The 16,577-nt window shown below is 41.9% G+C and carries 25 protein-coding genes; 23 read left to right on the top strand and 2 right to left on the bottom strand.

Annotation, left to right across the window (positions count from 1 at the left end):
• The first annotated feature begins 7 nt into the window (after positions 1 to 7).
• The 23 genes from GBI16_RS13410 to GBI16_RS13300 all read left to right on the top strand — a co-directional run bounded on the left by GBI16_RS13410 (position 8) and on the right by GBI16_RS13300 (position 15,301).
• Entirely contained in the window at positions 8 to 1,036 is a 1,029-nt protein-coding gene (locus GBI16_RS13410; protein WP_151707237.1) for a phage major capsid protein, P2 family, read from the top strand.
• On the top strand, positions 1,036 to 1,863 hold the full coding sequence (gpM, locus tag GBI16_RS13405; RefSeq protein ID WP_151707236.1) for a phage terminase small subunit: 828 nt from the start codon (positions 1,036 to 1,038) through the stop codon (positions 1,861 to 1,863). Before GBI16_RS13410 ends, gpM begins: the two co-directional genes overlap by 1 nt.
• Positions 1,864 to 1,868: 5 nt before the next feature.
• Positions 1,869 to 2,267, top strand: coding sequence for a head completion/stabilization protein (locus GBI16_RS13400; RefSeq protein ID WP_151707235.1), 399 nt, complete (start codon positions 1,869 to 1,871; stop codon positions 2,265 to 2,267).
• Entirely contained in the window at positions 2,264 to 2,467 is a 204-nt protein-coding gene (locus GBI16_RS13395; RefSeq protein ID WP_151707234.1) for a tail protein X, read from the top strand. Before GBI16_RS13400 ends, GBI16_RS13395 begins: the two co-directional genes overlap by 4 nt.
• Positions 2,468 to 2,506: 39 nt before the next feature.
• Positions 2,507 to 2,878 (top strand): hypothetical protein, encoded by a 372-nt coding sequence (locus GBI16_RS13390; RefSeq protein ID WP_151707233.1) that lies wholly within the window; start codon positions 2,507 to 2,509, stop codon positions 2,876 to 2,878.
• 12 nt (positions 2,879 to 2,890) lie between these two features.
• The gene (locus GBI16_RS13385; protein ID WP_151707232.1) at positions 2,891 to 3,412 is read left to right on the top strand and encodes a glycoside hydrolase family 108 protein; all 522 of its coding nucleotides are present in this window, start codon (positions 2,891 to 2,893) and stop codon (positions 3,410 to 3,412) included.
• Positions 3,413 to 3,415: 3 nt separating this feature from the next.
• A complete protein-coding gene (locus tag GBI16_RS13380; protein ID WP_151707231.1) occupies positions 3,416 to 3,811 on the top strand; it encodes a phage tail protein in 396 nt (131 codons plus the stop codon).
• On the top strand, positions 3,812 to 4,249 hold the full coding sequence (locus GBI16_RS13375; protein ID WP_151707230.1) for a phage virion morphogenesis protein: 438 nt from the start codon (positions 3,812 to 3,814) through the stop codon (positions 4,247 to 4,249).
• Positions 4,246 to 4,359: a Com family DNA-binding transcriptional regulator gene (locus GBI16_RS19135; RefSeq protein WP_215900687.1), complete on the top strand. Its 114-nt coding sequence runs from the start codon at positions 4,246 to 4,248 to the stop codon at positions 4,357 to 4,359. Before GBI16_RS13375 ends, GBI16_RS19135 begins: the two co-directional genes overlap by 4 nt.
• Positions 4,360 to 4,402: 43 nt before the next feature.
• Positions 4,403 to 5,239 carry a DNA adenine methylase gene (locus GBI16_RS13365; protein ID WP_151707229.1) on the top strand — a complete coding sequence of 279 codons (837 nt, stop codon included), beginning with the start codon at positions 4,403 to 4,405 and terminating at the stop codon, positions 5,237 to 5,239.
• An 83-nt stretch (positions 5,240 to 5,322) separates the two neighbouring features.
• Complete coding sequence (locus GBI16_RS13360; protein WP_228267841.1) at positions 5,323 to 5,841, top strand: phage baseplate assembly protein V; 519 nt, start codon at positions 5,323 to 5,325, stop codon at positions 5,839 to 5,841.
• Entirely contained in the window at positions 5,838 to 6,203 is a 366-nt protein-coding gene (locus GBI16_RS13355; protein ID WP_151707227.1) for a GPW/gp25 family protein, read from the top strand. The genes GBI16_RS13360 and GBI16_RS13355 overlap by 4 nt, the downstream gene beginning before the upstream one ends.
• The gene (locus tag GBI16_RS13350) at positions 6,200 to 7,099 is read left to right on the top strand and encodes a baseplate J/gp47 family protein (RefSeq protein ID WP_151707226.1); all 900 of its coding nucleotides are present in this window, start codon (positions 6,200 to 6,202) and stop codon (positions 7,097 to 7,099) included. The genes GBI16_RS13355 and GBI16_RS13350 overlap by 4 nt, the downstream gene beginning before the upstream one ends.
• Positions 7,092 to 7,616, top strand: a complete 525-nt coding sequence (locus tag GBI16_RS13345) for a phage tail protein I (protein ID WP_151707225.1) — start codon at positions 7,092 to 7,094, stop codon at positions 7,614 to 7,616. Before GBI16_RS13350 ends, GBI16_RS13345 begins: the two co-directional genes overlap by 8 nt.
• A gap of 8 nt (positions 7,617 to 7,624) precedes the next feature.
• The gene (locus GBI16_RS13340; protein ID WP_151707224.1) at positions 7,625 to 8,515 is read left to right on the top strand and encodes a phage tail protein; all 891 of its coding nucleotides are present in this window, start codon (positions 7,625 to 7,627) and stop codon (positions 8,513 to 8,515) included.
• Positions 8,516 to 8,620: 105 nt separating this feature from the next.
• Entirely contained in the window at positions 8,621 to 9,658 is a 1,038-nt protein-coding gene (locus tag GBI16_RS13335; protein ID WP_151707223.1) for a hypothetical protein, read from the top strand.
• Positions 9,659 to 9,661: 3 nt separating this feature from the next.
• Positions 9,662 to 10,270, top strand: a complete 609-nt coding sequence (locus GBI16_RS13330) for a phage tail sheath C-terminal domain-containing protein (protein ID WP_151707222.1) — start codon at positions 9,662 to 9,664, stop codon at positions 10,268 to 10,270.
• Positions 10,271 to 10,289: 19 nt separating this feature from the next.
• The gene (locus tag GBI16_RS13325) at positions 10,290 to 10,796 is read left to right on the top strand and encodes a phage major tail tube protein (RefSeq protein ID WP_151707221.1); all 507 of its coding nucleotides are present in this window, start codon (positions 10,290 to 10,292) and stop codon (positions 10,794 to 10,796) included.
• Positions 10,797 to 10,839: 43 nt separating this feature from the next.
• Positions 10,840 to 11,175, top strand: coding sequence for a phage tail assembly protein (locus tag GBI16_RS13320; protein ID WP_228267840.1), 336 nt, complete (start codon positions 10,840 to 10,842; stop codon positions 11,173 to 11,175).
• Positions 11,172 to 11,309 carry a GpE family phage tail protein gene (locus tag GBI16_RS13315; protein WP_308463952.1) on the top strand — a complete coding sequence of 46 codons (138 nt, stop codon included), beginning with the start codon at positions 11,172 to 11,174 and terminating at the stop codon, positions 11,307 to 11,309. The genes GBI16_RS13320 and GBI16_RS13315 overlap by 4 nt, the downstream gene beginning before the upstream one ends.
• Positions 11,306 to 13,882, top strand: coding sequence for a phage tail tape measure protein (locus tag GBI16_RS13310; RefSeq protein ID WP_151707220.1), 2,577 nt, complete (start codon positions 11,306 to 11,308; stop codon positions 13,880 to 13,882). Before GBI16_RS13315 ends, GBI16_RS13310 begins: the two co-directional genes overlap by 4 nt.
• Before the next feature lie 10 nt (positions 13,883 to 13,892).
• Positions 13,893 to 14,318, top strand: a complete 426-nt coding sequence (locus GBI16_RS13305) for a phage tail protein (protein WP_004984381.1) — start codon at positions 13,893 to 13,895, stop codon at positions 14,316 to 14,318.
• Entirely contained in the window at positions 14,315 to 15,301 is a 987-nt protein-coding gene (locus GBI16_RS13300; protein ID WP_151707219.1) for a contractile injection system protein, VgrG/Pvc8 family, read from the top strand. The genes GBI16_RS13305 and GBI16_RS13300 overlap by 4 nt, the downstream gene beginning before the upstream one ends.
• A gap of 8 nt (positions 15,302 to 15,309) precedes the next feature.
• On the opposite strand, the gene GBI16_RS13295 is transcribed toward GBI16_RS13300, so the two are convergent.
• Together GBI16_RS13295 and GBI16_RS18675 are read right to left on the bottom strand one after the other, a co-directional pair.
• Entirely contained in the window at positions 15,310 to 15,792 is a 483-nt protein-coding gene (locus GBI16_RS13295; protein WP_151707218.1) for a hypothetical protein, read from the bottom strand.
• 5 nt (positions 15,793 to 15,797) lie between these two features.
• Positions 15,798 to 16,577, bottom strand: a 780-nt coding sequence (locus GBI16_RS18675) for a DUF6731 family protein (RefSeq protein ID WP_171494567.1), incomplete at its 5' end; no start/stop codon positions are given.

Below are 16,577 nucleotides of genomic sequence, written 5' to 3'. Positions count from 1 at the left end.
ATCAATTATGGCAGTCGTTCTCAGTCCAGTTGCACGGACAAAACTTTCCTCTTATATCGCAGACATTGCACGTGCCAATAATGTTGAAGATGCACGTCATACCTTTACGGTTCAGCCCGTTCCTGAACAAAAAATTATTGCGGCATACCAAGAAGCAGCTGACTTCTTAAAACAAATTAACGTATTCCCTGTTGATAATGCCAAAGGCGAAAAAATCGGTCTACAAATTGGGACACGAATTGCAGGTACTACGGATACACGAGTCAAACCGCGCAATCCAGTTCCAGTTGGAAATCTAGATTTACTGGATGAATATGACTGTACCCAAACAAACTATGACGTGGCTTATTACTGGTCATTGTTAAATGCGTGGAAACATCATCCGAATTTCAAATCAATGCTTCAATCTATGGTCATCGTGGCCATTGCACTCGATAAATTATGTATTGGTTTTAATGGTCTTTACCGTGCTGCATCATCTGACCGCGTGGCCAATCCAATGTTGCAAGACGTGAAAAAAGGTTGGCTACAAAAAATTCGTGACCTTGCCCCTGAGCAACATTATGAAGGCAAGGACGATGGTACGGGCAAATTGGTCACTGCGATCGGCGCAACACATGAGTTTAAAACTGTCGATGGCTTAGTGGAATTTGCCGTTGAAGAATATATTGCTGAACAGCACCGTGAGAGTGGTCTAATTGCCATTTGTGGCCGTGGCATCTTGAGTGACAAATATCTGCCTTTGTTAAATACCATTCAAGATCCAACCGAGCAGCTGGCAGCGCGAACCATTTATGCCAATAAACAGCTTGGCACTTTACCAGCAATGCATGTGCCTAGTTTCCCTGCGAAAACAATCCTCATCACGACACCGAAAAACCTTTCAATCTACCTGCAATCAGGCACTTTGAATCGTTCTATCGTCGAACAACCTGAATGGGATCGCGCGGTTGACTTCCAATCTGTGAATGAAGACTTTGTGGTCGAAGACTACAGCAAATGCGTCCTCATCGAAAACATTGAGGTAACAGCCTAATGTCAAATTCAATGCGTCAAGATCGTGAAAAAAAATTAGCTGAAAAGCGTTTGAGAATGGAGCTCAGCGCTGATCCACGCTTGCTAAAAAAACGAGTGGCCAAAGGATTAGATGTCGCTCCTGAAAATGCTGCTGTTCAAGCGGATACAGATGCAACAACACCGACGGCTAATATCGAGCTTCGCTTATTCAATCATTTGAATCAGTTGAAAGACAACAAATCGGTGCAGGACAAAATCGAACTGAAAAAGCAATGGTTACCTGAATATTACGGCTATATCGACGGCTGCCTCGCTATTTCACCTTCGGCTCAAAACACCTCACTGGTGACCTTAATGATTTGGGCAGTCGATGCGAGTCAATATGAATTAGCCGTTCGTATAGCTGAATATGCCCTTTTAAATGACATGGTGATGCCTGAAGGTCATAGCCGTGGAATTGCAGAATTTGTTACTGAGCAATGTGCTAGTGATTTTAATGACGATATTGACCTCGCCATTGAAAATGCAGAAGTGATTCAGCGAATCATCGATCTTGGTGTCGGAGAACAGATGGTCGATCAAGTTCGCGCCAAAATTTTCCGTTCGCTGGGTGATGCTCTTAATAAAGCTCAACCAGTAGAAGCACTAAATGCTTATAAAAATGCGTTGCGACTCAACAGTAAAGTCGGCTGTAAAAAAGAAGTTACAGCACTGGAAAAACTGTTGAACAAGCAATCAACCGAGTCGTCTCCTGACGCCACTGTCGGCTCGCAGGCAGATTCAACGACTGCTTCGGCAGCTGCTGAGTCTGATCCTGCGTCCACCGACTCTACGCCTACGGAGTAAGGATCATGCTGCTAAATGAATCCGTACCTGAACAGGTGGTACAAAACCCTGAAGCTGACCGTCCAAACGTCAGTATCACCGACTTGCTCGGAACGGTTCGTTTAGACAAGTCCAAAGGTCAGGATCTGCTTGCCGAAAAAATCATACTGGCAATGGACATGATCAATGATCAAGTCCTGTTGCTAAAAATTGAAACTGAAGCACAGATCCGTAAATACAAACGTGCTGTTTGCTATGAAGCAGCAGCACTGATTTGTGAAGACAATTTGGATTTTGATACCACCACGACAGGTCAATCGCGCGGTGAAAACCAACAAGCAAAAACGCAGTCATTGCGTCGAGTGGTCAACCACACGATTGCAGACTTAACCAATCAAAAACGCAATCGGATCAAACTGGTATGAATACGGTTTATGCCATTCAAGGGGACACCCTTGATTCGATTGCTACCCGTTATTTTCCGAATAACCCGGTGCAGGTTTTAGCAGACTTGATTGAATTAAATCCGACACTTGAAAGTGTCATTTTAGTTGAGCACCAAGCTGTGGTTTTGCCTGAAGCGATAACAACATCTACCACCCAAACACTTAAATTATGGGATTAAGTTATGTTAGAGCGCATAACAGCCCCGAAGGGGAAATCAATGAATGATCCGATTTCAATCAAAGGATTACCGTGGTTATTAAAAATTGCTGCTGCCATTTTAGGTGCAATTTTGGCACTAATTTTAAGTGGCGACATCGACACTGAAGGTCGAATCAAAATCACCGTAGGTGTGGTTTTAAAATTCACCATCAGTGTGGCCATTAGCCTGTATGGTGGCTCAGCCTTTATTGAATATTACCAACTCACCTCTTACACACTGATGTCGCAAGGCTTTGTCATGCTGATTTTTGCCGTATTTGGCATGTTGATGATCGGCATTTGGTATCAATCTTTACAGTTATGGAAAGGCAAAACTGTCAGTGAAATTATCGCTGAAGTGAAAGCTGCTTTTTCAGCACTGTTCAAATAAGGATCTCAAAATATGAGTCTTACTTTTGAAACAGCATTCGATCGTTTGATTGGCCATGAAGGTAATTTTACGGAAGATCCCAAAGATCGCGGTAACTGGACAACGGGTGTGATTGGTAAAGGCCAATGTAAAGGGACTAAGTACGGCATTTCAGCCATGACTTATCCTGATCTAGATATCCGAAACTTAACCCTAGATCAGGCCAAAGCCATTTATAAGCGTGATTGGTGGGATCGGATTAATGCCGATGACATTCATTCTGCAATTGTATTTCAGGTTTGGGACTTTGCCGTGAATGCAGGCATGGGAACGGCCAAGCGTAAACTGCAAAAAGCGATCAATGTGGCCGAAGATGGGATCATTGGTCCGATGACCATTAAAGCCCTCAAAAAAGCAGACCTGAATGATGTTTTGATGAAATTCAATGCTGCAAAACTCAAGCACTACACCAGTTTGAGCACTTGGCAACGCTATGGCAAAGGCTGGACAAATCGCACAGCTGATCAGCTCAATTATGCGGCCTTGGATAATTAAGGTATGAAAGCCCTCATCCCATTGAAATCATTTCTTGCAGAAAAACTGCCTGAAATGAGCCAAGACAAATGCCATTTACTCATCGTAAATGGCAACCAAGCTCAAGGCTATATGGAATATACAGTACGGATTTTATTATTGGATTATCGCGGTGATCCAGTTGAAGTCCTGATGTTATTACGCCATTGGCTACAGTCTAAAAATCTACATTTGGATGCAGCAAAAAAGGACATTCAAATTTCGTTTAGCAGCGAAATTATTGATACCAATACCTTTGACCTTGAAATTGATTTTCCACAACGTGACAAAATTGTTTCAGGTGAAAATGGGTACCATATTTGCCCTGAGATGGTCTGGAGTGATGACCAGGATAAATTTGTCCCATTAGGAACTGAATAAGTGGATGCGATAGTTGGCTTAAACCATTGGCTCGACCAAATTGCCCTGCGTTTAGAACCAGGACAACGACGAGAGTTAATGCGTAGACTGGCTCAAGGTTTAAGAGTACGGCATCGCGATCGAATCAAGCAACAACGTGATCCTAATGGTTATCGTTTCATTCCACGCAAGCGCAATCAGATCGGTCGGATTAAACGTCAAGGTGCGCTGTTTCAAAACATTGGAAAGCAACTTAAAACAGAATATTCACCTGACCATGCTGCTGTTGGTTTTGGTGGGCGTACCGCATTTGTGGCCAAAGTTCACCAAGAGGGTGAAAATATTAAGCCGAATAGATATGCAAAATCCACTCAATACCCGATTCGAGAATTGGTCGGTTTTAGCAAAGATGATGAAAATTGGATTCAATCAGAAATACAAAAATTCTTATTAATATGATCGAACTTAGATGTAAATGCGGAAGATTACTGGGTCGCATTGAAAAAATTACAGTAAAAATTGAAATCAAATGCCCTCGTTGTCGAGCGGTCAATCATTGGAACGCCTAGAGCGTCAGGTTAGATAGCCTAGAGCTACCAACGGAGATGACTTATGTCCCCGAAAACTAACCCGAGTACTTTAACAAAACCAACTTATAACGCTTCAGGTCGTTCATTTTCAGGTTGGTTAGGTGGTAAATCACAACTGGCACGTACCATTATTGAAATGATGCCTGAGCATCAACATTATTGTGAAGTGTTCGGTGGCGCTGGATGGGTGCTTTTTAAAAAATCAGCTTCAACCCTGGAAACCATTAACGATGTGAATGGAGACCTGATCAATCTGTATCGGGTCTTTAAATACCATCCTGACGCACTTGAAAAAGAGTTTGAAACTCAACTGATCAGCCGAGAGGAGTTTGAGCGATTGAAAGCTGAAAATAGTAAATCCTTAACGGATATTCAACGCGCAGCACGTTTTTACTACTTACTTCGCACTTGTTTTGGGGCAAAAATTGCAGAGCCAAATTTCTTCTCCCATGTGGAACGTAAACCACATTTAAAACTAGGAGACGAATTAAAAACTGTATTATCGACCATCCATCAACGCCTTCAAAAGGTCAACATCGAAAACCGAAATTTCGACACGTTAATCAGTAAAATGGATCGCCCTGATACTTTATTTTATTTGGATCCGCCCTATTACAATTGTGAAAATTACTATGGTAAAGATATTTTTAGCCGTACTGACTTTGAAAAATTGCGGGACTTACTCAAAAACATTCAAGGTAAATTCATTCTGAGTCTAAATGATGTCCCTGCAGTCCGTGAGCTGTTTGAAGGCTTTTACTTTCACACCAAGCAAATACGCTGGTCATTAAACTCTAATTCTCAAGATGAAAATAACGGTAAAGAACTTATTATTACCAATTTTGAAATTCCTGAATAAGCGTTAATCAGGATACAGCTCCTCGCACTTTAAAACTAAATTGCCCATGATTTCGGTCATGGGCAATTTACGTTTATATGAGCATGAATAATCAACTTTTACGCCAGTTTCAGAATCTCGCTTGCATCGGCACAGTCATTGCCGTCGATGCATCTGCATGGAAAATGCGCCTAAAAATTGATGAAAATGAAACGGATTGGATTCCCATTCCAACGATGGCTGCAGGCATCGTCAAAATTTGGCGATGCCCATCGTTAGGAGAGCAATTTTCCGTATCAGCACAAGGCGGTGAGCTCACCAGTGCGGTACCACAAATCAGCCTTTTCTCTGAAACATTCCCCCCTCCGAGTACAGATCCCAATGAAGTATTTGTACAAATCGGTGAGTATTTTTTTAAGGTCAATATCGCTTCAGGCGAAGCAGTTTTCAAACTCAGTAAATGCACTTTTGAAGTACCTGAAACAGTTTTTACTGGAACAGTGCATGCTGAAAAAGCTATTTCATCAGCTGAAGATGTCAAAGCAAAAACTATTAGTCTGATCGGGCATGGACATATCAACGTACAAAATGGAAATAGCGTATCTGGAGCACCCAAACCATGAAAGGTATGTCTCGTCATACAGGTAGAGCGATTTCAGATAATGGCCACCTCCCTGCTCATTTACAGCAGTCCTTGCATGATCTTTTAACAACATTGATTGGTACACGTTTGTGCCGTCGAAACTATGGCTCACTGGTGCCTGATCTGATTGACCAACCCTGCAATGACTTTACCAAACTCAGAATAATGAATGCTTCAGCAACAGCGGTTGTTCGTTTTGAACCGCGTATCAAAATTAAGCAAGTTCAAGTTTCAAGTACAGATCAGGCTAGTGCTTGGGACATTACTATCATTGGAAATTACATCAGCCAATATCGCGAACTAGCATTTTCTCAGGCCTTTACTATCGGAGCTGCTGCATGAGTTCTCTTAATCGCGTCGATCTTTCGTCACTCCCTTTTCCAAACGTCCTTGAGCAGCTCGATTTTGAGGACGAACTTCAGCAGTGTAAAAATGATATTTTGGCGCGTGATCCTGAGCTTGCAGAGGCACTTAATTTTGAAAGTGAACCGATTGTTAAAGTGCTTGAAACATTCGCCTATCGTCTTTTACTTAAAACTGGCCAAATCAATGCCAAAGCCAAAGCACTCATGCTCGCCTACGCAACAGGATCGGATTTAGACCATTTAGCTGCAAACCGAGATGTCTATCGAAAAACAATTATTCCTGCGCAACCCAATGCAAATCCGCCTATTGATGAAGTGATGGAATCTGACGAGGATTTACGTCGTAGAACACATTTACAGCCTGAAAGCATGTCTGCTGGATCAGTAGGTGCATATCAGTTTTGGGGACTGAGTGCGCATGGTCATGTCAAAGATATCTCTGTCGAAACGCCACAAGACGGTCATGTCAATATTTGGGTTCAAAGCCACATAGATGAGGTTGCACCTCAAACCATACTGGATGCAGTCGATCAATCGCTTGATCCTGATACGCGTCGTCCGTTTACAGACGAGGTACATGTCAAAGCGGCAACTTTCCAAGAGTGGCAATTGAACGCCACATTGGTACTTTTCCCTGGTCCTGACTCTGCAGTCGTCAAAGCAGCTGCCGAAGCAGATGTTCAAGCCTATATCGAAAAGATTTCTTCACTTGGCTACGACGTTGCCCGCAGTGGACTGTTCCATGCATTGCATCAAGGCGGGGTTCAAAACGTCCTTCTGAATAGTCCCGCTGTAGATATTATTCTGCCGAAGAGTAAATATTCCAAATGCACAGGCGTAACGATCAACATTGTGGAGTTCCGTGATGTCTAAGCTATTACCTCCCAACGCAACCAAACTTGAAAAAAACATAGAGCAGCTTGGTGAAAAGATTTCCAACCTTCCAGTGCCTTTTGTCGATTTACATCGTATTGATCGTTGTCCTGTTGCTCATTTACCGTGGCTTGCATGGCAACACCGCGTCGAATATTGGTTACCTGAATGGAGTGAGCAAGAAAAGCGAAATGCAATCCAACAAAGCCAAGCCTTTAATGCGCAACGCGGAACACGATCCTCAATTCAAAGCCTACTCGGTACCGTAGTCACTCATTTCCAAATCAAAGCATGGTACGAATTTACCCCCAAGCACCAACCTTTTTCATTCGTGGTGATTATCGACCCACTCCACCTACTTAGTATTGATCAACTTTTACAAGTTCAAACCGCAATTGAAGCAACCAAATCTGCGCGGGATAACTATTCCATTTCTGCCCATGTTCAATCCGAAGGCTATCTATGGCTAGGGGGTGCATGTGTCACGGGTGAAACGGTTTATATGGAAGCAATCTAGGAAAACGTATGCCCTCTAAATATTATTTGACCTTGACCACTTATGGCTCGGATCTCATTGCCCAAGCGCATGAATCTGCACCGATTAATTTAAAAAACCTAGTGATTGGCGATGCCAATGGTGTTCCTTATGACCCATTGACTGCAATTGACCGTACGCACTTGGTCAATCAAAAAGCCAGTGTTTTAATCCAGCACCTAGAAGTGATCGACGATGTTGTTCGTATTCAAGCAACCGTGGGTGCAAACATTGGTGGCTTTAATATTCATGAAATTGGCCTTACGGATGAAACTGGCCAGTTGATTTATATTGGCAATTATCACGGTGGCTATAAATCTCTTTTTGAAGATGGCGCAGGTGGAGAACTGACCATATCCATTGATATTAAAGGCGTGGCTGCGAATCAAATCAATTTAAGCATCAATCCAAATATCAACACAGCAACCCAAACGTGGGTACAACAAAAGCTAGATGAAATGATGGATGTTATTAATCGCAAAGAGGATATTAAGATTGGAGATTTATTTATCACAACCACGCTTTTTGCAGACTCAAATGAAGTACATGAGCACAAAGGCTTTGGTGAGTGGGAAAAGTTTGGAGATGGACATGCTTTGGTCAGTCGTGCATTAGAGTCCAATGCAGATGCACCTGCTTGGCTGAAAACTTTAGAGAATACTGGTGGTGAATTTAATCATCAACTTACCGTGGCGGAACTTCCAAAATTTAAAATGGATATTGATGTAAATACCAGTGATAGTGCAGGTTCAGCAAGACCATCTTTGAGTACAAGAACAGATGCTGCTTCAAATTTACAAACGAAAGAAATTGGCGGCGGTCAAGCACACAATATTATTCAACAATCTATTATCGTCGATGCATGGAAACGTATTGCATAGAATCATAAATCCTGATTAAAGCTTATTCAGGATTCACAACATAGAAAAATAGCCCCCTTCAATTCATGATGATTTCAAAAGTAATTCAACTTTTATGGAGTCATCATGACTGAATTTCACCACGGTATTACAGCGAAAGAATCCGCTCTAGGAAAAATTCCAATTCGCAATGCTGATACCAATACTATAGCCATGCTAGCGTATGCGGATGACGCAGATGAAGATACATTTCCACTGAATACACCTGTACTAGTGACCTCAATTAATCGCGTTTTGTCCAAAGCAGGTGTAACGGGAAATTTACGAAAAAATCTCGAAATCATTTCTGCAATTACCTCCCCAACATTGGTTGTCATTCGTATTGCCAATCCATTTATAAATGCAGAGTTTGATCAATCTCTAGTCATTGGTACAACAGTAGATAATGGACAGCGTACAGGCTTACAAGCCCTACTCACGGTTAAATCAAAATTAGGGCTTACCCCTAAAATCATTTGTGTGTCTGATACTGAAACAATCGACGTTGCTAATGCACTGGGAGCAATTTGTAAAAAGTTACGTGCCTATTCTTACATTACCCCTCGCGATGACCAGGGCGTGATTTTTGATAAGGCTGAAGATGTAGTGGATTTCCGAAATATGTTGGCATTTCGAGAAATCGAACTGATTTGGCCTGAATGGATGAGTGGCAATGTACTGCTCGGAGAGAATATAGATACCGAACTTACAGCGACTCGAATTTACATTCGGCAAGACTCAATAATAACCCAAGGCTCTCTAACCTATGATCTCTATATTCAAGGGAACAAACTAGAAAGTAATGCTGTAGTTAGAACTGCCGAACAAACTAATGCTCCTAGTGTTTTCTTTAATCTCATCTCGCAAATCTTAGCTAACCGTCAACCCTCTGTAATGATTGTAGAGGCTGGCATAGGGGGTTTTGCACATTTTCAGATGAAATCTAATTTTGTCGAGGGTGGAAACGGCGAGGAAACATACTTACCAGTTCGTATTGTTTTAAAGCGAAATACTCAAGCTGCTGATGACATCTTCCCATTATTCCTTGACCAAAACACAGGGTTAGCTCTTGCCAGTCCTACCGAACTTGTGTCTTTGGGCGACTCTAATTTTTCGGGATTTTAACTTATGACACTTAAATATGGATCAGGCTTTTTAACCGCTGCCGTCGTTGCCGCAGCTCTACGCGCTGAAACTGATAAAAAAGTCGGTTTTCATAAGTCACTTTCAAATATTGCGGTCACAGGACCAACAGGCATTAGTCAACCCATTACATGGAATCTGGAAGACCCCGATACCGATGCAGGCTACCTCAATAGCAATGAGATCACCACCATGATTTTGCATGATGGTGCTCGTTTTTGGGGTAACCGTAACTGTTCTGATGATCCACGTTTTGCTTTTGAAGTGGCGACCCGAACTGCACAGTTCTTGTTAGACACCATCATCAATGGCTGTTTTCCATTTGTCGACCAACCTCTTACGCCCTTCTTGGCCAAAGACATTATTGATTCGATCAATGCCAAATTGACTGAGCATGTAACTGCCAAACGCTTGATTGGAGCTTCGGTTTGGTATGACCCTGCTGAAAATACCACTGAAAACTTATCGCAAGGTTTGATGTGGATTGACTATGACTACACCCCAGTTCCAACACTGGAAAACTTAGGTCTCAATCAACGCATTACCGACCGTTATTTGGTCAACTTTGATCAACTTATCAATAACGCGGCTTAACGTATAGGAGCTGGATGCAATGCTTCCACGTACTTTGAAAAATTTTAATGTGTTCGTAAATACACATTCATGGGCAGGTGTCGCAGAAAGCGTCACCATTCCCAAAATTACCAAGAAAACTGAAGACTATCGTGGCGCGGGGATGATTGGTGACATCGCTTTGTCATTTGGCTACGAAAAGCTTGAGGGTGAAGTGGTATATGCAGGCTTTGATGTCAAACAGTACCGCCAGTTAGGAGTCTGTGGCACTTCGGATCTCCCTGTTCGTTATGTCGGGATGTATGAGCGTCAAGACAATTGCACATCGCAAATCGTGGAAATTTATACCCGTGGCCAAGCGATTGAACTTGATCCTGGTGATTCAAAAAATGGCGAAAAGACAGAGATCAAAATGTCTTACAACTATACCTATTACCGCATGGAAGTGGATGGTGTGGTTGAAGTCGAATTGGACTTTATTAACGGTGTTGAACGTTTCGGTGAAACGGATTTAGCACAAACCATCAAAGAATTGCTTGGTCTATAAGACCAGGCTTTTCCTCTCCCCATATTTTTAATGAGCACATGACATGCATGACATGACACCTGAAGTACAGCAACAAAACCAAGACACGATTCAAGACCCAAACCTCCGCACCATCATCTTTGATGAAGGCTTTAAACGCGGTGAGCAGACCATTACCGAAATCGTGATCCGTAAACCCAAAACCCGTGCCCTTCGTGGACTGACATTGGTGAACGTGCTGCAACTCGACGTCGACACTTTGGCAAAACTGGCTCCACGTATTACCACACCGACCATGACTGAAAATGACGTTTATGAACTGGCACCTTCGGATCTCACCAAGTTGTCAAAGGAAGTGATCGGTTTTTTTGTGAAGGCCGAGGGCGAAGACTTCCAATAAGTACCGATGAAGTCATTGCAGATTTAGCCGTGGTGTTCCATTGGACACCCGACGTCTGTGATGACTATGAACTGGATGAATTGATGGATTGGCATGAACGTGCACGAGCACGTTGGGAAACAGAGAGCAAATGAGTCAAATTAGCCTAAAAGCCATGTTAGAACTGGTGGACAAAGCCACTGCCCCACTTAAAGACATCATGGGTTCAAGTGAAAAGACCTCTGATGCCCTACGCACCCAGCGTGAAGAATTAAAGAAATTGAGCAAGTCTCAATCTGATATTACCTCTTTCCGTCGTTTATCCAGTGCGCTTAAAGGTACAAAAAAAGACTTAGAATCGGCACAGCATACCATTGCTCAACTTGCCCAAGCGCATGCCAATGTTGCCAAACCTACTCGGGCGATGACCAAAGAATTTGAGAAAGCCAAACAAACGGTTAAAGATTTAAAACAGGCAGAGCAAGATCAGCTTCGGCAATTACAGATGCTTCGTACAGGCTTAAATCAAGCAGGTATCAGTACCAAGTCCCTGAGTCGTGATGAACGTGACTTAAAGGCCAAAGTGGATACAGCGACCCAAGCTTTACAGCGCAAAAAAACTCAACTCGATAAACAAGTTGCAAGTCAAAAACGACTCAATGACCTGACCAAACAATATAAGCATCACCAAGAACTTATCGGCAAAGCTGGAACTACAGGTATGTCTGCGGGTGCAACCGCTGTTGCAGGGGGTATGGCTATGATCATACCCGTTAAACTTGCTGTTGACTTTGAGTCTGCAATGGCCGATGTCAAAAAGGTCGTTGATTTTGATACACCTGATCAATTCAAGCAGATGAATACAGATGTGATTGCACTTAGTCGGCGCTTACCAATGGCTGCTAAAGATATTGCAGCAATTGTCGCAGCAGGCGGTCAATCAGGTATCGCAAAAAGTGAGCTATTACGTTTTGCTGAAGACTCGGTGAAAATGGGAGTTGCATTTGACATCACTGCTGAAGAATCAGGTCAATCAATGGCTGAGCTACGCACAGCATTCAAAATGTCACAAGACCAGGTCACCAGTCTCGCAGATAAAATCAACTATTTAGGCAACAATACTCCTGCTGCTGCAAAAGGGATTATGAATATCGTTCAGCGCATTGGTCCACTGGGTGAAGTTGGTGGCTTTGCTTCAGGTTCAATTGCTGCACTAGGTGCAACTATTCGAGGAATGGGGGTAGAGGAAGAAATTGCAGCGACAGGCATTAAGAATATGATGCTTGCCTTAGTTGCAGGCGAATCAGCAACGAAAAGCCAAAAAGCAGCATTTAAAGATCTAGGCCTTAATTCAACTACTGTCGCAAAAAATATGCAGAAGGATGCTGAAGGTACAACATTACAAGTGCTTAAAGCTGTATCCAAGCTTGATAAATATAAACAAGCAGCAGCTTTAAAAGAGCTTTTTGGTTCAGAGTCATTAGGCTCTATCGCACCGCTTCTCACCAACATGAAAGCCCTAGAAAAAAATCTAGGCATGGTTTCTGACAAAACCCAATATGCAGGATCTATGCAGGCTGAGTACGCGGCTAGAGCAGCAACAACTGCAAATAATTGGCAATTATTCAAAAATAAACTTGCAGCGACTGGCATTACGATCGGTAATACATTACTGCCTTCAATCAATGATTTATTGGAGCAGGTCGGTGGTATAACCGATTCAATACAAGGATGGGCAGCCGAACATCCTGTTTTAGTCGGTTATATGGCCAAGACAGCTATTATCATAATTGCCTTAATTGGTGCATTCAGCGCACTTTCATTGGGACTCGTTGCCCTACTCGGTCCAATGGCTTTACTACGTCTAACGTTTGGCGTACTGGGAGCCAAAGGCTTCGGTCTGATTAATATCATCAAACTGATTGGATCGGCCTTTATGTGGCTCGGTAAAGGCATCTTTTTTGTCGGTCGTTTAATGATGGCCAACCCACTACTTTTAGCGATCGGACTTTTGGCCACGGCAGCCTATTTGATTTATCGCAATTGGGGTTCAATCAAACAATTCTTTGCGGACATTTGGAATTCTATTGGTACATCGGGCATGACGACCACGCAAAAGATCGTTTTATTCTTTCACCTTGCCCTTCAGAAAATTACCACCTTCATTTTGAACTGGTCTCCGATCGGACTGTTTTATCGTGCCTTTGCTGCAGTGATGAATTACTTTGGGGTGCAATTGCCAAGTACATTCACAGGCTTTGGACAAATGCTTATGCAAGGACTGGCCAACGGGATCAGTAATGGCATTGCAGGTGTGATTGGTAAAGCCAAAGCTGCTGCAGCTCAAGTCACCAATACTGTGAAAGGTGCTTTTGGCATCCACTCCCCTTCCCGTGTTTTTACACAGTTGGGGGCATACAACATGCAAGGTTTGGCGAACGGGATCTCAAATAATAGTCATCTGGCCAGCAATGCAATCGGTACAGCAAGTCAAGATATGTTGGGCTTTTTTGATACCAGCGCTTTCAGTTTCGACCAACGTCCATCTATATCAGCCAGCACCAAAAATGTCTCTGCAACAGCAGCTCCAGTGCAGCAAATTTTTAATATTTATGCTGCACCGGGTATGGATGAAAATGCATTAGCACAATTGGTGGCAATGGAAGTGGCCAAGGCGCAGCGCATGCAACAACCAAGCAACGTCCGCAGCTATAGCGACAACGATTAAGGGGACAATCATGTTGATGAGTTTAGGACAATTCATTTTTAAGACCAGTACATTGGCCTTTCAAGAGATCCAACGCCAACGTTCATGGAGCTATGCCGAAAATGCCGTGGCCAATGGACGTGCGAAAAAGCAGTTCACTGGTGCAGGTTCAGACACGGTGACAATGCCTGGTCTCATCTATGAAGAATATGGCTTTGGTACTCGCTTTGCGCTGGATGAATTGGCGAGCATGGCTGATACAGGACAAGGTTATGTGTTGATGGATGGTTCAGGTTATTTGTACGGTGTATTTGTCATCGACAGCATCGACGAAACCAAATCTATTTTGATGGACAACGGTGTCCCGCGTAAGGTGGATTACACCCTCAAGCTGAGCCGTGTTGATGATGAACGCATTGAAATGCAATCCGCTCCACAGCAAGAAGGTTCAGCATGATTAAAACGCCTGTTTGTATGATTAGCGCAGACAATAAGCCATTGAATGAGCTTATTACTAAGCGAATTTTAAGCGTCACCGTGACAGATAATCGCGCCAATGAAGCAGATGAATTGAGTATCGTGCTCGATGACCATGACGGTGCATTACAACTGCCGAAACGCGGTGTGCGTCTTAACTGTCTGATGGGATTTAAAGGTGAAGGTTTACACGATAAAGGCGACTTTATTGTAGATGAGACTGAATGGTCAGGTACGCCCGATCAAATCACCATTAAGGCCTCCAGCGTCAATTTTAAAAGTAATATCAAAGAAGCTAAGTCCAAGTCATACCACCGCAAAACCTTTGGAGCTATAGCGACTGAAATTGCTCAAAACCATAAACTGACGCTGGTCATGGCAGCAGCTCTCAAGGCGATTACTTTAAGCCATATTGATCAAACCAATGAATCGGATCTCAACCTACTGCAACGGCTGGCCAAACAAAATGGTGCAGAAATGGCGGTGAAAAAAGATCGACTTTTAATCTTTATCGCAGGCAGTGCCAAAACTGCTTCAGGTAAAGATTTACCGACGATCACTTTGACCAGGAACAGTGGCGACCAATTCCGCTATAGTGAACAGGATCGTGAGTCTGACCATACTGGTGTATCGGCTAGTTATCAGGACACAGGCAAAGCCAAACGTGAAAAGGTGGTCAATGGGGATAAAGGAAAGGTTAAACACTTAAAAGGGACGTTTGCCAACAAAGCTGAAGCGGAACGTGCAAGTGCTGCAAAGATGGCTGAGATTAAGCGTCAAATGGCGAAATTCAGCATTAATTTGGCTTATGGGCTACCTGAGATCAGTACCGAGACTCCAATCAAGCTACAGGGCTTTAAAGCTGAAGTAGATAAGCTGAACTGGATTGTTGAAAAAGCTACACATAATTATTCAAAAAGTAATGGGCTAAATACGCAACTAGAACTTGAATCTAAAATATAATTTTAAGACTACTCTTCATCACATTTAAAATTATGAACATATTTCATTATTTTATATGTAACATCAGTTGCTCTTAGAAATGTAAGAAAAGCATAAACAGCACTCCCAAACCAAAAGCAAAAATAATAATCAAAGAATCCTTTCAAAAAGAAAAACCCCAAGAAAGATAATATAGCAAAGAATATTGATCCTTTTATTGAGGATATAAGATAATTATGCAAAATATCTAAATATTCTGCATCTCTTATTATTTTTAGAATTTTTGAATCACTTAGTGTCATAAATAAACCCATTATGACACCAATAAAACCTGCAAGAATTGCCCCTAAGCTAATGCTAACAGACAAAAATTCAGCTTTTTTATCATCAAATAAACTAATTAAAGAAAAGTTTACAAAAATTTTTAAAAATATGGTTAAAACGATAAATAAAATAGCACATACAATCGGACCATATCTTTCTAGATTAAGACTTGTGAATATCTTTTTCATTGATATCACCCCTTAAGTATTGCCTTCCATCCATTATAAGCTTTCTCTAAATGAATATAGCGAATTTCTTCTGACCAACGTTTATTTTCACTTAAAGATACGTTTTTAAAAACTTTTTTCTCCTTATCTTTGATTAAATCGACCTCTTCAAGATCCGACGAATCTTCATCATACCCTTTAATTTTAACAGTTGATGCGATTCCTTCTTTAGCAATTCCTTTAAAAAAAGGTTTAAGTGATCTAGCTACCAATCCTTCCTCTTTTTTGGAAACAATCTTTAAATACACAGATTTAGGTTTTAATTTTCCTAAAGTCTCTAAGGATTCACCTAAACTCTTTCCTTGTGCTTTCATTGATGCATTCATTTGATTTGGATCAATTCGTATTTCCACCTCTGTTATGATTTCTTTATTATCTAAGCGAGCTTCAGCATCTGGTTTTAATTTAACTAAAAACTCATAATGCTTTGGCATACCATCAATATCTGTAATATACGTATTCAAGTAGTCATTTATAGCACTAACTCTTGGCCCATAATGGGAGTATTGAATTAAAATATATTCAGAATCAGGAACATATAAGATAGCTGTTTCTTCTGCAAAATCATGCCCTTCAGCAAGCTCAATATCACGAATTTGATCGTCTGCAGCTCTTTGCCCTGGAGCAACATTTAATATTCTACTAAAATTCAGAAGCCAAAATGGCTTATCACTATTTGGTTCAATTATTTTATCCAAACGAATACTTGTCTTATTAATTAATCTTGAACGCTTATCTAAAGGATC

Origin of the sequence: Acinetobacter sp. TUM15064 (assembly GCF_008980265.1) — a bacterium.
Classification (GTDB): domain Bacteria; phylum Pseudomonadota; class Gammaproteobacteria; order Pseudomonadales; family Moraxellaceae; genus Acinetobacter.
Note: the sequence above shows the minus strand (reverse complement) of the source record. Positions and strands in the feature narration are given on the sequence as shown.

What these genes read in the sequence shown, in the direction of transcription:
- GBI16_RS19135 (WP_215900687.1), top strand. Translation starts at nt 4,246, where the DNA reads ATGATCGAACTTAGATGTAAATGCGGAAGATTACTGGGTCGCATTGAA.
- GBI16_RS13410 (WP_151707237.1), top strand. Translation starts at nt 8, where the DNA reads ATGGCAGTCGTTCTCAGTCCAGTTGCACGGACAAAACTTTCCTCTTAT.
- GBI16_RS13320 (WP_228267840.1), top strand. Translation starts at nt 10,840, where the DNA reads ATGCATGACATGACACCTGAAGTACAGCAACAAAACCAAGACACGATT.
- GBI16_RS13305 (WP_004984381.1), top strand. Translation starts at nt 13,893, where the DNA reads ATGTTGATGAGTTTAGGACAATTCATTTTTAAGACCAGTACATTGGCC.
- GBI16_RS13310 (WP_151707220.1), top strand. Translation starts at nt 11,306, where the DNA reads ATGAGTCAAATTAGCCTAAAAGCCATGTTAGAACTGGTGGACAAAGCC.
- GBI16_RS13400 (WP_151707235.1), top strand. Translation starts at nt 1,869, where the DNA reads ATGCTGCTAAATGAATCCGTACCTGAACAGGTGGTACAAAACCCTGAA.
- GBI16_RS13350 (WP_151707226.1), top strand. Translation starts at nt 6,200, where the DNA reads ATGAGTTCTCTTAATCGCGTCGATCTTTCGTCACTCCCTTTTCCAAAC.
- GBI16_RS13340 (WP_151707224.1), top strand. Translation starts at nt 7,625, where the DNA reads ATGCCCTCTAAATATTATTTGACCTTGACCACTTATGGCTCGGATCTC.
- GBI16_RS13395 (WP_151707234.1), top strand. Translation starts at nt 2,264, where the DNA reads ATGAATACGGTTTATGCCATTCAAGGGGACACCCTTGATTCGATTGCT.
- GBI16_RS13380 (WP_151707231.1), top strand. Translation starts at nt 3,416, where the DNA reads ATGAAAGCCCTCATCCCATTGAAATCATTTCTTGCAGAAAAACTGCCT.
- GBI16_RS13330 (WP_151707222.1), top strand. Translation starts at nt 9,662, where the DNA reads ATGACACTTAAATATGGATCAGGCTTTTTAACCGCTGCCGTCGTTGCC.
- GBI16_RS13295 (WP_151707218.1), bottom strand. Translation starts at nt 15,792, where the DNA reads ATGAAAAAGATATTCACAAGTCTTAATCTAGAAAGATATGGTCCGATT.
- GBI16_RS13385 (WP_151707232.1), top strand. Translation starts at nt 2,891, where the DNA reads ATGAGTCTTACTTTTGAAACAGCATTCGATCGTTTGATTGGCCATGAA.
- GBI16_RS13355 (WP_151707227.1), top strand. Translation starts at nt 5,838, where the DNA reads ATGAAAGGTATGTCTCGTCATACAGGTAGAGCGATTTCAGATAATGGC.
- gpM (WP_151707236.1), top strand. Translation starts at nt 1,036, where the DNA reads ATGTCAAATTCAATGCGTCAAGATCGTGAAAAAAAATTAGCTGAAAAG.
- GBI16_RS13390 (WP_151707233.1), top strand. Translation starts at nt 2,507, where the DNA reads ATGAATGATCCGATTTCAATCAAAGGATTACCGTGGTTATTAAAAATT.
- GBI16_RS13335 (WP_151707223.1), top strand. Translation starts at nt 8,621, where the DNA reads ATGACTGAATTTCACCACGGTATTACAGCGAAAGAATCCGCTCTAGGA.
- GBI16_RS13345 (WP_151707225.1), top strand. Translation starts at nt 7,092, where the DNA reads ATGTCTAAGCTATTACCTCCCAACGCAACCAAACTTGAAAAAAACATA.
- GBI16_RS13360 (WP_228267841.1), top strand. Translation starts at nt 5,323, where the DNA reads ATGAATAATCAACTTTTACGCCAGTTTCAGAATCTCGCTTGCATCGGC.
- GBI16_RS13300 (WP_151707219.1), top strand. Translation starts at nt 14,315, where the DNA reads ATGATTAAAACGCCTGTTTGTATGATTAGCGCAGACAATAAGCCATTG.
- GBI16_RS13365 (WP_151707229.1), top strand. Translation starts at nt 4,403, where the DNA reads ATGTCCCCGAAAACTAACCCGAGTACTTTAACAAAACCAACTTATAAC.
- GBI16_RS13325 (WP_151707221.1), top strand. Translation starts at nt 10,290, where the DNA reads ATGCTTCCACGTACTTTGAAAAATTTTAATGTGTTCGTAAATACACAT.